This is a genomic window from Metabacillus sediminilitoris (assembly GCF_009720625.1).
GTDB lineage: Bacteria > Bacillota > Bacilli > Bacillales > Bacillaceae > Metabacillus > Metabacillus sediminilitoris.
Map to the genome: position 1 here is coordinate 5139416 of NZ_CP046266.1, position 15431 is coordinate 5154846.

General features: G+C 36.9%; 14 protein-coding genes. 8 read left to right on the forward strand and 6 right to left on the reverse strand.

Annotated features, from left to right (window positions below; genetic code table 11):
* Positions 1-66 precede the first annotated feature (66 nt).
* Positions 67-1401 carry a sensor histidine kinase gene (locus GMB29_RS24765; RefSeq protein ID WP_136352285.1) on the reverse strand — a complete coding sequence of 445 codons (1335 nt, stop codon included), beginning with the start codon at positions 1399-1401 and terminating at the stop codon, positions 67-69.
* Positions 1398-2099 carry a response regulator transcription factor gene (locus GMB29_RS24770; protein WP_136352284.1) on the reverse strand — a complete coding sequence of 234 codons (702 nt, stop codon included), beginning with the start codon at positions 2097-2099 and terminating at the stop codon, positions 1398-1400. The genes GMB29_RS24765 and GMB29_RS24770 overlap by 4 nt, the downstream gene beginning before the upstream one ends.
* A 141-nt stretch (positions 2100-2240) precedes the next feature.
* Between GMB29_RS24770 and GMB29_RS24775 the strand changes: the two genes are divergently transcribed.
* Positions 2241-3137, forward strand: coding sequence for a DUF6843 domain-containing protein (locus GMB29_RS24775; protein WP_136352283.1), 897 nt, complete (start codon positions 2241-2243; stop codon positions 3135-3137).
* A gap of 623 nt (positions 3138-3760) precedes the next feature.
* Positions 3761-3961, forward strand: a complete 201-nt coding sequence (locus GMB29_RS24780) for a hypothetical protein (protein ID WP_136352282.1) — start codon at positions 3761-3763, stop codon at positions 3959-3961.
* 50 nt (positions 3962-4011) lie between these two features.
* Here GMB29_RS24780 and GMB29_RS24785 read toward each other — a convergent pair whose 3' ends face one another.
* Both GMB29_RS24785 and GMB29_RS24790 read right to left on the reverse strand, forming a co-directional pair.
* Positions 4012-5145, reverse strand: coding sequence for a toxic anion resistance protein (locus tag GMB29_RS24785; RefSeq protein ID WP_136352281.1), 1134 nt, complete (start codon positions 5143-5145; stop codon positions 4012-4014).
* Between the two features lie 19 nt (positions 5146-5164).
* Positions 5165-5791 carry a 5-bromo-4-chloroindolyl phosphate hydrolysis family protein gene (locus tag GMB29_RS24790; RefSeq protein ID WP_136352280.1) on the reverse strand — a complete coding sequence of 209 codons (627 nt, stop codon included), beginning with the start codon at positions 5789-5791 and terminating at the stop codon, positions 5165-5167.
* 251 nt (positions 5792-6042) lie between these two features.
* On the opposite strand from GMB29_RS24790, the gene GMB29_RS24795 reads away from it, so the two are divergent.
* A complete protein-coding gene (locus GMB29_RS24795) occupies positions 6043-7878 on the forward strand; it encodes an SEC-C domain-containing protein (RefSeq protein ID WP_168733797.1) in 1836 nt (611 codons plus the stop codon).
* A 76-nt stretch (positions 7879-7954) separates the two neighbouring features.
* Here GMB29_RS24795 and GMB29_RS24800 read toward each other — a convergent pair whose 3' ends face one another.
* On the reverse strand, positions 7955-9256 hold the full coding sequence (locus tag GMB29_RS24800; protein ID WP_136352278.1) for an O-antigen ligase family protein: 1302 nt from the start codon (positions 9254-9256) through the stop codon (positions 7955-7957).
* Between the two features lie 445 nt (positions 9257-9701).
* Between GMB29_RS24800 and GMB29_RS24805 the strand changes: the two genes are divergently transcribed.
* The 5 genes from GMB29_RS24805 to GMB29_RS24825 all read left to right on the forward strand — a co-directional run bounded on the left by GMB29_RS24805 (position 9702) and on the right by GMB29_RS24825 (position 13590).
* A complete protein-coding gene (locus GMB29_RS24805) occupies positions 9702-10211 on the forward strand; it encodes a DUF4178 domain-containing protein (RefSeq protein WP_136352277.1) in 510 nt (169 codons plus the stop codon).
* Between the two features lie 11 nt (positions 10212-10222).
* Positions 10223-10891 carry a PspA/IM30 family protein gene (locus GMB29_RS24810; protein ID WP_136352276.1) on the forward strand — a complete coding sequence of 223 codons (669 nt, stop codon included), beginning with the start codon at positions 10223-10225 and terminating at the stop codon, positions 10889-10891.
* A 79-nt stretch (positions 10892-10970) separates the two neighbouring features.
* Complete coding sequence (locus GMB29_RS24815) at positions 10971-11585, forward strand: DUF4247 domain-containing protein (protein ID WP_136352275.1); 615 nt, start codon at positions 10971-10973, stop codon at positions 11583-11585.
* Between the two features lie 21 nt (positions 11586-11606).
* On the forward strand, positions 11607-12002 hold the full coding sequence (locus GMB29_RS24820) for a DUF350 domain-containing protein (RefSeq protein ID WP_136352274.1): 396 nt from the start codon (positions 11607-11609) through the stop codon (positions 12000-12002).
* A gap of 37 nt (positions 12003-12039) precedes the next feature.
* On the forward strand, positions 12040-13590 hold the full coding sequence (locus GMB29_RS24825; RefSeq protein WP_136352273.1) for a polyamine aminopropyltransferase: 1551 nt from the start codon (positions 12040-12042) through the stop codon (positions 13588-13590).
* Positions 13591-13981: 391 nt separating this feature from the next.
* On the opposite strand, the gene GMB29_RS24830 is transcribed toward GMB29_RS24825, so the two are convergent.
* A complete protein-coding gene (locus tag GMB29_RS24830) occupies positions 13982-14794 on the reverse strand; it encodes a glycerophosphodiester phosphodiesterase (protein WP_168733796.1) in 813 nt (270 codons plus the stop codon).
* Positions 14795-15431 lie beyond the last annotated feature (637 nt).

A 15431-nucleotide genomic window follows, 5' to 3' on the forward strand; every position in this document is an offset into this window, starting at 1 on the left:
TCCATCCAACATTTTGTTGGCTTTAATATATCGCAGTAAAATGAGAACTTGATGAGAAATCATGCTCTATTCGAAAAAAAGCGTGACCTTCGTTCCAATGCCTTCCACACTTTCTATGTCAATCCGGACACCGATGGCATCTGAAATTTCCTTTGCCATGGAAAGGCCAAGACCCGAACCACCTTGTTTTCGGGTTCTTGCTTTATCAACACGATAAAAACGATCAAATACCTTTGGCAATTCAGCTTTTGGGATTCCAATGCCTCTATCCTCGATCCGAATAAATGTTTTTCCTATATGGACAGAGATATCATCATCACTATACTTTCGTGCATTGTCTAAAAAAATAAACAAGAGCTGTTTTAGTTTTTGAATGTCAGTAGTTGCTTCAATAGTATCATCACTGCTGTGAATCTCCACTTTACGATGATAGGCCTTTTGAAACACTTTGATAGATTCAGTGGTGATTTCGTTCAGGTTAACGATTTCCTTCTCAATATTCCATTGTTCCTGATGCTTCGCAAGCAGCAGCAATTGTTCTGTCATCTCTCGCATGCGTATGGCCTCTGAATGAATCGCCTCTACTGATTCGTGAAAAAGGTCAGGACGTTCTAACCCTCGTCTTTTTAAAAGATTTGCATAGCTTTCGATAATCGTTAGCGGTGTTTTCAATTCATGTGACGCGTTTGAAACGAATTGCTCTTGTTTTTCAAAGTTCGTTTGCAGCAAATCAATCATATGATTAAAGGTATCGCCCATCTCAACAAGCTCATCCTTTGATTTCCCTTCAAGATTCATTCGTTTAAATTGACCGCTTGTTTGAATCTCCTTCATCGTCTCGATCATCGAGCGAATCGGTCCGGCGATAATGTTACTTAAAATCGTAGTTGATATGAGAACAGGGATCATCGCAATGACCGTTACTGCCATTAAAACAATGCGTAAAACAGCAAGCATATCTTCTGTAGCTTGGATGCTTTTGGTGATTTGCAGGTTAACGATTGTTCCATCTGTCCAAATAATTGGATGTGAAACGAAAACGTATTTTTCCTGCTGAAATGTGATAATTTCGCTCTGTTCACCAGGATAAAAGTGACCCTCACGTTTGCTCAACTCTTTTTCCGTATCGGATGTAACAGCTGTCCCTTTCCCTTGATCCTCTTTTACAATTTTGATCATGCCATCTATCGGTAGATAGGCACGAAGTAAATCAGATGGGGTAATTCGATTGACATTTTCACTAACATCAACCGCGATTTTTGCTGTCTCTGCTTCCGCCCGTTCGATTTCATTTGTTTTCATCAAGTTGCTGAAAATGAGATAGATGGAGACGTTCATTAAAAGCAAGAGGAAAATAAACAGCACGGTCGTATATAAATTGATTTTCTTTCGCAGTCTCATTTTGCATCCTTTAGGACGTAGCCTACGCCTCTTATCGTATGAATTAATGGGGTTTCAAAATGATAATCGATCTTTTTTCGAAGATAGCGAATATACACATCCACTACGTTTGTATCTCCAAAGTAATCATATCCCCAAACAGCTTCTAAAATTTGATCACGATTTAACACTAAACGTTTATTTTTCAGCAGAAAAAGCAGTAAATCATGCTCCTTTGGGGTAAGGTCAATGTTTGTTTCACCTCTTGTGACTTCACGTGTTTTTTCATTCAGCTTTAAATCACCTGCTGTTAACCACTCATCATCATCAACTTCCTTTGAGGTTGCCGCAGGACGCATTCTTAACACGGCACGAATTCTGGCAAGCAGCTCCTCGATTTGAAATGGTTTTGTGATGTAATCATTCGCCCCAAGATCAAGTCCTGACACCTTATCCTCAAGAGAACCTTTCGCTGTTAGCATGATAACCGGAGTAAGTGAGTCATCAGCACGGATTCTTCGAAGCAGCTCGATTCCGCTTAACCCCGGAAGCATCACATCTAATAAAATCAAATCCCAGCTTCCCGTTCGATAGGCTTCAAGTGCGTCAATTCCGTCCATCGCCTTGCCGATGGTATAGCCTTCATATTCAAGCTCTAATTCGAGCAGTCTTACGATCTTTTCTTCGTCTTCAACGATGAGGATGGATTCTTTTGTCATATGGAAGTCCTCCTTTTGAAACTGTCTTCTTCCATCATAGCGAAAATTCTCAATATTATCCATTGGGTTATCAAATAGAAGAATGTTTGCGTTCCGTAATGCTATACTATTTTATAATGACAAAATATTGGAGATATTGTAATGCATACAAACATAGGTAGAAAGAGCTTTGCTGCCCTTTATTCAACTCTTCTTCTGGCCCTGGTTTATTTTCTATTAGAATTTTCATCAGAGGATCCCGGTGTCTTTTTCATTGTTGTCATGATATATGCTGGTATCGGAAATGTCATATATGGTATACCTATTTCTTTTCTATCAGACTATTTAACAAAACGAGCTGGAAAATATAGATTTATACTCGCTTCCTTTATTCATCTTTTGTTTGCTTGTCTAACTTCATTGATAATCGGTGAACTAGGACCTTTCGCCGTTATATGTTCTTTATTCTTTCTCCTCTTCGACGAATGGCAAAAAAGACGAGTGATAGAACAACCTTTAAAAAGAAAACAGGCCATCTTAAATGGACTTGTTATAGCCGCTTTATTTTCAATTAGTTTAGTAGGTTCCATGCAGCTAATAAATGTGAATGAAAAGAAAACCCATGATTATTATGTGATTCCTGAAGGCTATATTGGTGAAATAAGCGTTTTACACAATATCGAACACGCACCGCAACCCCAAAAAATTGACGGGTATACCGTTATTGAGATTAATGAAAAGGGATATGGCATCACGCCGCTGCCAGAAAGTGAAGGAATCATTGAAAACAAATATTTTTATATCAATAAGCAAGGTAAAAAGAATGAGATTGATGAAAGTTGTGTCAATATAGGTCCAACTGAGTCTACTTCAGGAGATGGTTATGAGTACACAAGATCTCTTTTCACAGTTACAAATGAAAATTGTGGTGATGATTTTATGATTGAAGGTGACCCTACTTTACCACCTGGGTTATCCTTGGAAGAAATCCTTTTGGAGGAAAAGCTGGCTGAATACAAGGATTATATGATTGTTCCTAAGGTTCAGCATGATGACTAAAAAAGTGATTTTAACTTTTAAAGACTTGATGAAGGACTTTACGATCGTTTCTTATAGGGATTTTGGTCTTCATTGGCTTGATGAAGACCTTTATTTTCGTTTCTTTTAGGGATTTTGGTCTTCATTAGCTTGATGAAGACCTTTATCTTCGTTTCTTTTAGGGGGTTTGGTCTTCATTAGCTTGATGAAGACCTTTATCTTCGTTTCTTTTAGGGGTTTTGGTCTTCATTAGCTTGATGAAGACCTTTATCTTCGTTCTTTTTAGGGATTTTGGTCTTCATTGGCTTGATGAAGACCTTTATCTTCGTTTCTTTTAGGGGTTTTGGTCTTCATTAGCTTGATGAAGACCTTTATCTTCGTTTCTTTTAGGGGTTTTGGTCTTCATTGGCTTGATGAAGACCTTTATCTTCGTTTCTTTTAGGGGTTTTGGCCTTCATTAGCTTGATGAAGACCTTTATCTTCGTTTCTTTTAGGGGTTTTGGTCTTCATTGGCTTGATGAAAGCCATTTCTGATATTCATATAAGTAGAATTGTCCTTCATTTTAAGAATACGTAAAAGTTGTTTATATACTCGTAGAATTGACGAAACTATGTATAGTAGAACTTTTATGGAGGTAAAATACATGAATCACAGACAGCTCGTCATTTTTACACTTATCTTTCTTTTTATCTGTTTTCTCGGCAATTCGTACATTTTCAGCAATGACTTCCCCTCTAAACCTCAAGAAATACATACACAACAACGAATCATCGATAGACAATTGCCTCAACCAGACCAATCAGTATTCAATCAATCAAATGTCGAAGCATTTTCAAAGGAATAAACAAAAAAGCCCGGTAACCGCATTTAACGGTTATCGGGCTTTCCCTGCGATCACATTCTCGCCAATTTCTTCTTCATATCGTTCTCCATCGTTGCGAGATCCTGTTCCGCTTGAAGACGTTTGGCACGGCCTTCAGCTTGGATGCGCAGCGTTTCTTCTAGTGTTGAAATTAAGTGATCTTGAACTTTTTTAAGTGTATCAATATCAACAAGTCCCCGCTCATTTTCCCTTGCTGTTTCAACTGTATTTACTTTCAGCATTTCAGCATTCTTCAATAACAGGTCATTTGTTGTTTTTGATACAAGCTTTTGGGCTTCGACTGCATTTTTTTGACGAAGCAGGGTAAGTGCAATCGCCACTTGGTTTTTCCAAAGCGGAATCGCTGTTGTGATCGATGATTGAATTTTTTCAACTAATGCTTGGTTTGCACTTTGGATTAAGCGAATTTGCGGTGCACTTTGCATTGTGATTTGTCTGCTTAGGACTAAATCATGTGTACGTTTTTCCAAGCGGTCGGCAAATTGCATTAAGTCATTTACCTCTTGAAAGGCCATTTGATCTTGTGTGGCCTCTGCTTTTTTCTTTAATTCTGGAATCGTCTTTTTCTCTAATTCTTCAAGCTTTAGCTCTCCGGCCGCAATATAAACATTCAAGGCATGGAAATACTCTTTGTTTTGAGTATATAGCTGCTCTAAAACATTGATATCGCCAAGAAGATCATTTTTTGAATGCTCTAGTTTTACACTGATGCGATCAATTTGCGCACCTGTTTTTTGATATTTTGATAATGCCTCTTGAACAGAGTTTGAAACTTTACCGAACATACGGGTAAGTAGATTCCCTTTTTCAGACTTCAGATCATCTGGACTCACTTGTTCAAGCTTTTTCATGAGATCGCCGATGATGGCCCCGATTTCTCCGCTATCCTTTTTTTGAACATGGTCGAGCATCGTATGAGAAAAATTCAAAAGCTTTGTTTGCGCCTGTGTACCATATAATGCAATTGCCTGCTGATTTTTCGGATCAATTTGTTCGGCAAGCTGAATCGCCTTTTGACGGTTTTCCTCAGGCAGTACATCAATTAGTTTTTTCGATTGGACAGGTGCAGCAGGATCATCTATGATAACTTCATTTTCACCGAATGGGTTCGAAAGTAACTCATCTAGTTCATTCTTATTTGTCATACGAACATACCTCCTACAATTACTGTTTCTTTGTTTTATCTATTGAGAGCTTTGCGACATCTAGTTCAAATTGTAAATTGTCGATATCTTTTTCAAGCACGTTATATAAGTCTTTTTCTATTGTTTCTGTTAGATTTGAGATCGTTCGGCGTGTTTCATTTAATTGAAAGTTTAATTCGGCATTTTTCTTTGGCTGTGCTGATAATAAAGCATACTTTTCACTTATTTCAACAAGGGAGTCTAAATGCGAGTAATAAAATCGTTCAGCTAAGTAAAATCGTCTTGGTTCGTTTTTCGTGATCATATAAATTTTATTGACCACGCGAAGAATGTCTAAATTTTGCTTAATGGAAGAGATTGATCGAATATTCAATAAGGCTTTGCGAAGTCGTTTTATTTTTTTATCCGCTTCCTGTAAATTCTTTTTAATATATCGATATTCCTTCCCAGTAAGCTTGTTATGTTTTAGAAAACGATGTGTCGTAACCCCTTTTATAGATTGGTAAGCGACTACACCTCCACCTAATGCATAGGCACTTGAAAGCAAGAATGGCTGGCTAAATGCGAAAAAACTAATCAGCCAAACCGAACCTGTTGAAAAAGTAGCAACTGATGATCTCAGTAAAAAATGAACAAATGGTTTCAATCGAATCGACTCCTATATAGCGAGAGTTATTTCATCTTTAAGGACCGTTCTCCCCTTGATTCTCACCATCTTGAAATGGAGGTTTCGCAGCCCATTAAGTAAAATTTATTTTCGTACAACTATTAGTACGTATCATAAAGGGCAAAGGTTTCATCCATTTAAAAATTCCCGGCACTTGAATAGTTCGATATAATCATCTAAAATCACATATGGTTACATTTTTAAATAGTAGAGATTAATAGGTGATAAATTTGGAAATTAAACGTAATGATCCATGCCCATGCGGCAGCGGGAAAAAATATAAAAAATGTTGTTTAGTAAAAGAAAATGTCATTCAAATACAGGAAGTCAAAGAAGATCGTTTTCTGCAAAACAAACACAAGCTTGTGATAAAGCTGAAAGACTTTTTAAGCAAAAAAATACCTCGTGTCCAGTATTACCAATTAGAAGCAGAATTTAAAAACCGATCACAACACACTCTTGATGAGATGTTAAATTCTGGATTATTTGATTTCTATCTCTTTTTCTTCCATCGCTTTGAAAACGGACTCCGCGGCATTGAAATGTTTATGAACGAAACTGAATCACAGCTTCCACAGGAAGAAAAGCAGATGGCAAACACATGGCTTACCCTTTCCCCAAAATTGGTCCAAGCCATTAACAAAGAAAACGAAACGATCTTATTTGAGGACGTCCTGACAAAAGAACAGTATCAGGTAGCTGACAGTCGCGATAATCTGCCAACGTTTGCCCCGTGGATTGGCACCATTGCCTTGCTTGAGCCATTTGATGATTTATACTATTTTAATGGAGTTAAAATCTTCCAAGACCCAAATGGTGTCTTTCGTGCAGTGAAGAAAGTTGAAGAATTAATGCAAAATGCCAAACTCACACGTGAGCAGGTGCTGTTTGATTATTTACCAGAGATACTAGCCTCTCTTCTAGTTGATGAAGAAAATGACAAGCAAACAAGAGAGATACTAGAGTATACCCTTCAATATACTGTACAGGATCAACAAGTGCTTTCTCAATTTATACATGGCCAGGAACACTTTACGATCGATACCTGGGATCAGGAAAATAAGGCCTGCAGCTGGGCTGGCAACTGGTATCAATACACAGATAATGAAATCTCTGAACCTATTTTTTTGGCTGAAGTGTATGGAAAGCTTTTCGTTGAAAACGATTTGTTGACGTTTATTAGCTTGGACGAAAAACGTTTAGAAGAGTTTAAACAAATTATTGATCCATTAATTGATTGTTTAGCTCTTACAAATCTTGATGAAAAAACGAAGTCATTCACGATTCCATTTTATGCGGAAATTAGAGACATGATGTTTTCACTTGGGAAAGACATTCCGCAGTACTTTGCTCTCTATGCCCAAGGTGATATCCGCTTTGAATTCGATAAACCAATTAGGCAATTTAAAGGTCTGACAATTAAAGAATTAATCGAATCTGGAAGAATCGCTGATGCTGAGAACTGGTTAAAGCAAATTGAATTCAATCTTTATCAACAAGTTCGCCAGCAATATCAACATGTTGACATAACAGCCGATTTTAATACTGTACGTAAAGAGCTCGGTCTTCCGTTATCACCATTTGTAACGGGCGGTGACAAGCGGATTTCAACATTTGAACAAATCACAAAACAGAATCAACAAGCGGCTCCGCGAGTTGAAATCGATCCAGACTATGAACAATTAGGCTTCACGATAGAATCAATCAATAGCTTCTACGCAGAAGATATGGTTGCCTTTTTTAAAGAAAAAACTGCTGGTAAATCTGAGAACACTGTAAGAAAATACCGTAACAGTTTACAAGATTTAGTCATCATTTTCGATATGTATGATATGACAAACTGGAGCTGGGATTCGTTAGACTATACGTTCTGGGAAAAGACGTATGTCCTTGATTTCCTTAGTTTATACGAAGTAATCAGTAAAACAGCGATTAAGGATTTCCTAAGCACAACAAAAGCTTTGGCAAAATGGCTTGATCAAAAGAAAAAATCTACTTCTCTTACGAAGGTTGTTACACAGGCTACGAAGGAAGTAGAAGAACCGATGCTGCATCAATTAGTGTAGCGAGAGCTTATTTGACATAAAATGGCGAAGAAAGAAAAGATCATGTAGTTTTTCTTTCTTCGCATATTTGTGTCTTTTATTTCTTTTCTGTTTCGGTCAAGTGATGTGGAAGAGGTTTTTTCTCAACATAAATCACCTTTGCAAAAGCCCGTTTCATTGTCAAAATAGACTTCTCAACAAAAGGTATGCTTTCCGTATACCGATCCCAACAACCTATTAAAATCGTAGTCAATAGAGCAGTCTGTGGTGACACGAGAGGATGATCAAAGATTCCCGATAATAGAATGACAGGCAGTGATAATAGAAAAAAATTAAGCAATGCCTTCTTTTTTGCATTTAAAAATACTAAACAGCACAGCTTAAGTGTAATCGTCATTAAAAGTAATATAAAAGCAAGCCCGCCAATTGTTCCATACTCAGAAAAGGTTGCTAAAAAGATATTATGAGCATGGTATATTGGTTCATGAATAACAGATTTACCAACATGAAGGTATGCATCATAGAATCCTAATGGAGTCGTTCCAAAGAAAGGATACTCCTTCCAAATACGAATACTGTTTTCCCAAATGACTTTCCTTTCAAGAAAAGCTTCATTAATAATGTCAAACCTAGGTATAAGCGCAAAGATTTGGTTGTTAGCAAAGAGAATCACAATGATAGCTGTTATTCCTATTTTAGGTACAAGTTTTAACAAGAAAAGGACTAACACGATAAACATAACACCGATACTAGCACGTGAACTTGTTTGAAAAATTCCCATCACAATAAATAGTGGAAGAAAACATTCCCATTTTGTTATGTTTTTGGTATTTTCATATTTTTTCTTTAAAAGATCTGCTAATAGAAAAGTAAGAATGACTAATAATAAAAAGCCAGTAAAATTCGGATTATATGCACTTCCAAATAATCTTCCTCCGATACCTTCTGTCGGTCCAATAAATTTGGTACCTGTAAGCAGTCCTAAATAAGTGTTTGATACAGGGAACTCTCTCAATATATTTCCTAGTGCCACTAAATAGATTCCGCCAATGATCATGATATATTTAAAGCGGTAAATAAATGCCAAAGATGCACGTTCTTTAATATTTAAGTAAAGCCCCAAATACCCTAAAATCATAACAAAAATCAACATATGTGATTCATTTTTTTGAGAAAAACTCGAACCTAAAGCTGCTATTGCCAAACAAATATAAAAGAAAATCGTCGTATTTAAATAAATAGGAACCTTTAAATCTATCGTTTTATTCAATTGATTCCAACCAATACACAAAAGCCAAAAGATCCCAACAGGCGGCAAAACAAAACATAATATAACGCCTATTTCTAGTACATATTTCTTTATAAACTCTAAGTTTAAAACCATTTGTAAGTTTTTCATTTTCTCCCTTTTCCTTACCCCTCGTATAATTAAACAAAGAATTTTTTATGTTTCTGTTACTATATTTCTTTCTACACCAAAATTGAATATGATCAAGTGAATATTAATATTAAAAACACATTCACCTTACATAAACTTAACAATTTCATTAATAATTTACAAATAATAGGAATTAAGTAGTATTGAGTTGGATGCAAGCTTGGTGCATTACTCTTAGGAGCATTAAACTCAGTACTTCGTGCATTTCTCCTCTTTTCAGATACGCTTCACTCTTCAATTACCAACAACGCCAGGTTAACTTTCTGGAAAAAAGCGGTATAATACCACTATTGGGCATTAACGAAGATTCATTTGCAAAACGGACTATATCAAAAATTTGAAACTTTATCCATTTCTTATCGTAGTAGTACGTGTAAGAAAAAGGATATGAAGCCGAGGTGGATCCATGAGTTTTTTTAGTAAGTTATTTGGGAAGAAAGAGAATGTCCCAAAGCCTGTAGAAGAACGAAATATGTTTAACCTGCAAGTAGATGACATCGTAACGTATGATTTAGAGGATTATAAAATAGTCGGTAAAATCAGTTATGATGACCATGGCTTCAAATGGCATGCCTACCAGCTTGAGGGTGTTTCAAAGACAATTTGGTTAAGTGTTGAAATGGATGACGAGCTCTATCTTGGCATGTATGAAAAAGTAAAGCTGAAACTCAAGGAGCCTCTTCCAAAAAAGATTGAACATGACGGTATCGTTTACCATCTTGATGAATCAGGTTCTGCCCGTGTAACAGGAATTGGCCGAAATCAGAATGTTAACGGTATGATTTGCGGGTACTATGACTATTGTGATGAAGAGGAAGAAAATTTCCTTTCCGTTGAAAAATGGGGCAGTGAAATCGAAGTAAGTGCTGGTTATGAAATCCAGCAATACGAATTAAAAATAATCGCAAGTAAATAGGAGGACATTCCATGTTTAAATTATTTAAGCGCGTAAAAACAGTTGTCGATTCTGAATTAAATGCATTAATCGATAAAGCAGAAGATCCGGTCAAAATGCTTGAGCAATTTATGAGAGATATGGAATCAGATATTCGTGACGCCGAGTCAGCTGTGGCCAAACAAATTGCAAATGAGAAAATGCTCCAAAAGAAATATGAAGATGCACAGAAAATGGTTGAGAAACGTGATGAACAAGCCGTCACAGCTATTGAAGCAGGAAATGATGACCTTGCGAGACGCGCGTTAGAAGACAAGAAAATTCACAAACAAACAGCAGATACATTAAAAGAATCCTATGATCGCGCTAAGCTTGATTCAGATTCCCTTCGAAAAAAATTAGACGAGATGAAAGCTGAATACTATGAAATGAAATTGAAAAAGGATTCATTAAAGGCCCGTGCTGAAACAGCAAAAACAAAAACAAAAATTAATCGCACCCTTTCCGGCATTGGCGGTGATGAATCAAAACGCGGCTTTGAACGGATGGAAGAAAAAGTGCTGCAATATGAGGCAGAAGCCGAAACAAGCGAAGACATGAGATCAGCTAACAGAAGCTTAGATGATGAGTTTGAAGCATTAGAAAAAAATGATGTTGATGATGAACTCGCAGCATTAAAAAGAAAATTAGGAAAAGAATAATGGGCAAAATCGGACATCTTAAGTACATTAAACTTGAGATGTCCTTCTAACTAGATTGCCCGAGAAAGAAGGTGAGTACGTGAAAAAACCACTTCTTTTTGTTATGCTGTCTTTTATTTTGCTATTGTCAGCATGTGGAAATGACATGCAAGGTTCAACAGGCGGTACGGTTTTTAAAGATGGAATTGCTGAATTTATTGATACGAATTATATCCTTCAAGATGTTGTATCCGTGCAGGACAGTGCAAATGAAATTTCTGAAATTTATCTTGCTGAAAATAAATCCATCGACGAAGTTGCAACAGAATTACAAAATTATGAAAAGCCAAAAGAGGTTAGTGAGAAAAAGGAAAACAAACAAGTTCTCGTCTATCAGGATTCATTTGTGATTCTTACGACTAATGAAGAAAACACGGCACATACAAATGTTGAAATATCGTCTTACGATTTTGTCCGTAATAATTACAGTCCGGATTTCTTTGACGGGTTACTCGTGCTATGGATCTTAGATGATTTGCTCGATGTTGATGATTGGGGCAAAAAACAGCGAAATAAATGTCAGGCAAACAATGAAGATTGTTATCATGGCTATGGAACTTCCGGTGGGTACTATAAAAATTCAAACGGAACGTCCTCCACTGTCAGAGGTGGCACATCAGCTGTCCGCGGCGGCGGACCTGGTACTGGAAAATAATCAGGAAGGGAAAGATAAAATATGGAACCATTTCTGTTAACGGCTGTCTACTTTGTGATAGCCATCGCAGTTGTTTTAATTGGATTAATCATTTTTGAAGTCATGACAAAGAAGTATCGGGATTGGGATGAGGTATTAAATGGCAACCAAGCAGTATCCCTTTCAATCGGCGGGAAAATCATCGGGATCTGTATCATTCTAGCATTCTCCATTTATCATAGTGCTAGCGTTGTAGACACGATTATTTGGGGAGCATATGGGACTCTTCTGCAATTAATTGCTTATTTATTATTTGAATTACTCACTAGAAAATTCTCTGTCGAAGAACAGCTGCAAAAAGGAAATATTTCTGTTGGAATTATTAGCATGTGTGTTTCGATTGGTTTAGCATTCGTCATTGGTGCATCCATCACATAAGCGAGACTTTAATGATTTAAAACAAGGAGACCATTTCGTGATCGAAAATACGATAAAACAAAGCAAAGCAATCTATTGGGCCTCAGGCATTGTATCAGTATGCGGTATTATTTTTGAAGTCTTATTCGGTGCGGCCGGCTCCTATTTACTTGGTGATGGTGTGAAACAATACACCCTCACCATTTCTCTTTTCTTAACGGGAATGGGAATCGGCGCTTCAATCAGTGAGAAAGTAACAAAGAATCTACTCCTATCTTTTGTGTGGATTGAATATTTAATTGGAATCATCGCTGGTTTTTCAACATTTGTCCTGTTTGGTGTTTCAGCCTTTTTAAGTGAAGGAATGGACTCTTTCTTTTTATATTTCATTACTTTACTAGTCGGGGCGCTGACAGGTGTAGAGCTGCCAATTTTAATTAGAAAAGCGAATGAAATCGGGGTCACCGTGAAAAAAAGTACAGCAAGGGTGCTCTTTTCCGATTATGCCGGTGGATTAATCGGCGGACTCTTATTTGTTTACATCTTCCGTCCGGAATTCGGGCTTGTCAAAACAGCTTTTCTCGTAGCCATTATAAATGTTGTCGTAGCCTTATGGATCTTACTTTATTTTAAAAAGGAAATCAAAACATTCCGACGTCATTTCACTGCTGGAATTGCGATTTTCCTCTTGCTTGTCGGCGGCTTATTTATTGGTGAAGAAACCGCCTTTTCCTTTGAGCAAAAGCTATATCGCGATCCGATTATACATACAGAACAAACAGAATATCAGCAAATCATTTTGACAAAGGAACAAGGAGATTTGCGGTTATTTCTCGACGGACAGCTTCAATTCAGCTCAAGTGATGAATACCGCTACCATGAAACACTCGTACACCCTGCCATGGCAACCGCACAATCGCGGGAACATATTCTCATCCTTGGGGGTGGTGATGGTTTAGCATTACGTGAATTACAAAAATACGATGAAGTGAAATCAATGACATTAGTCGATCTAGACCCTAAAGTCGTTGAGCTTGGCAAAACACATCGTGATATTGTGAACCTAAATGAACACTCATATGAGGATGAACGAGTACACGTTGAAAATGAAGACGCTTTTCAATACCTAAAAAACGAACAAGCATTTTATGATGTCATTCTTGTTGATTTACCAGATCCAAATAATGAATCATTAAATAAACTCTACACAATGGAATTTTATCAGCTGATAAGAAACCATCTGACACCAGGCGGTTCGATCATGATTCAAGCCACAAGCCCGACCTTTGCAACAGACGTGTATTGGTCCATCAACCAAACAGTCCAAGCTGCAGACCTCCATACAGCTAACCTGCACGTCGATGTCCCAAGCTTTGGCGACTGGGGATTCGTCTTAGCAAAACGAGAAGCCTTCACACTTAAAGAAACAGAAATTAACGTGAAAACAAAATTTCTAACAAATGACGTTCTAGACGGCTTAACCTCGTTTGGAAAAGACATTGATCAAGAAATAACAGACGAAAAAGGCAATAAAGTCCCGCTTGAAACGAATACGTTGACTCGTCCAACGATTATTGAGAAGTATGAGAAGGCATGGAGAAATTATTAGAGGAATGCCCCCATCTCGGGGTTGAATGATGGCAGGAAAGAATCACCTCAAGAAATGGCTCGTAACCAATCGACCATAACGATAGATGATCCTTTTTTGGCAGCTGAGCTTGAAAAAGTGAATCAAGAAAAAGGAAAGTCCTCGAGTAGTGGGGACTTTCCCTTTTTTATTTTATATGCTTATGAAACTAAACTTCCCCTTCCCCGTTAGCTCAAGCCCATTTCTTATATGTGCTTTAAAATCAATATCGGCTGAAGGAATGAAACAATTTTAAAATTTGAATTTAGTAAACTATGGAATATTGGTTACTGATTTCTCCTTCGTTATAAACAGTATTCCTGGCAGTAAAATAACGGATACAACAACTAAAACGATGGTGATCCAATTTTGGTTAAGGTATAATCACATCTGTTTCAATCAATCGTGGATGAATACGTTTCGCTTTTTCATATGTTTCAGCAGAGTTAACTGAGTATACATGCAGTTTTAGGCCTGCTTTTCTAACTTCTTTGGCAGTTTCTTCATCTACATTGTTAATCGATGTTGAGTAAATGGCGCTATCATATTGTTTTAATTCTTCAATATCAGCATCTACATTCTTCAATGCATTTCCTAGGAATGTCACAGTTGCTTCTGGGTACCATTCGTTAAATTGATTTCGAATATCGTCATTACTTAGTACAAAGAATGAATGATTCAATACTTTGGCTTCTTCAGCTTCTTCCATAATACCGTCTACGAATTCCTTATCATCCCAGTCGCCTTTTGAACCATCAAAATTGATACCAATATTGTATTTATGAGCTTCCTCTAACACTTCCTCAAGTGTAGGTACTTTATACTCTGTTACTTTTCCTTCTTTATCTTCAATATCAAAACTACGAAGTTCTTCTAATGTTAAATCTTTTACCTCTCCAGAGCCTGTAGTAGTGCGGTCAACCGTTTTATCATGCATTAATATGTATTGGCCGTCCTTTGTTTTTTGGACATCAATTTCAACAAAGCCATATCCTAATAGTCCAGCCTGAGTTATCGCTTCTAATGTGTTTTCAGGGGCGGCCACTTGTGCACCACGATGAGCACTTAACTCTGTTTTGCTGCTTTGTAACCAGTTATCATTCGGGGCTGCACTTGCAGCATTTCCAAACAAAGATGATGCCAACATAAACGGTACAGTCAACGACAAGATTCTTTTCTTCTTCACTGTTCTCCACATCCTATTCCTTAATATTTGCTACGATTTAACAATACATAAACAATGTAAATAGCATATTAATTTATTATTACTTTTTTAGATAAATTTGTTATTTTTTGTCGTTCACATAAAAAAACACTGCAAGTAACATAGACTATGTGTTTCACTCTGCCATTAACCTGTACGTTGAAAAGACACTATTCACTCGTACATGATCGATTTATTGGGTTCTTGTGATTTCTCTCAATAAAAAGAAAGATAGTATCTTCTACAATTGGGAGCATTTCTTTAATAACAAGTCGCCTTTTTGCGTTGTACCAGTTTCTGAAACAACACATTTTAGGGATTAGATTATGTTAAAGGGTAGAAGGGATTGTGAAGGTTTCTACTTAAACTATAAGGTGCAAGAGTTTTAGAAAGGGATGGCAGCCAGTGATTTCCTTTTTTATTGTGCTACTATAAAAATAAACTTTTCTAACTCCAAAAAGACAATGCCAAAATAGACCCGTTTCATTCATTAAAAAATGGATAGGGCCACAATTCTTTGATATTTGGTATTGAATTACAAAAATAAAATGAATTGCCCTCCATATTATGAAATGTTCGAAAGTTGTTATCAAATATAAAATTAAATAATATTTCAAGA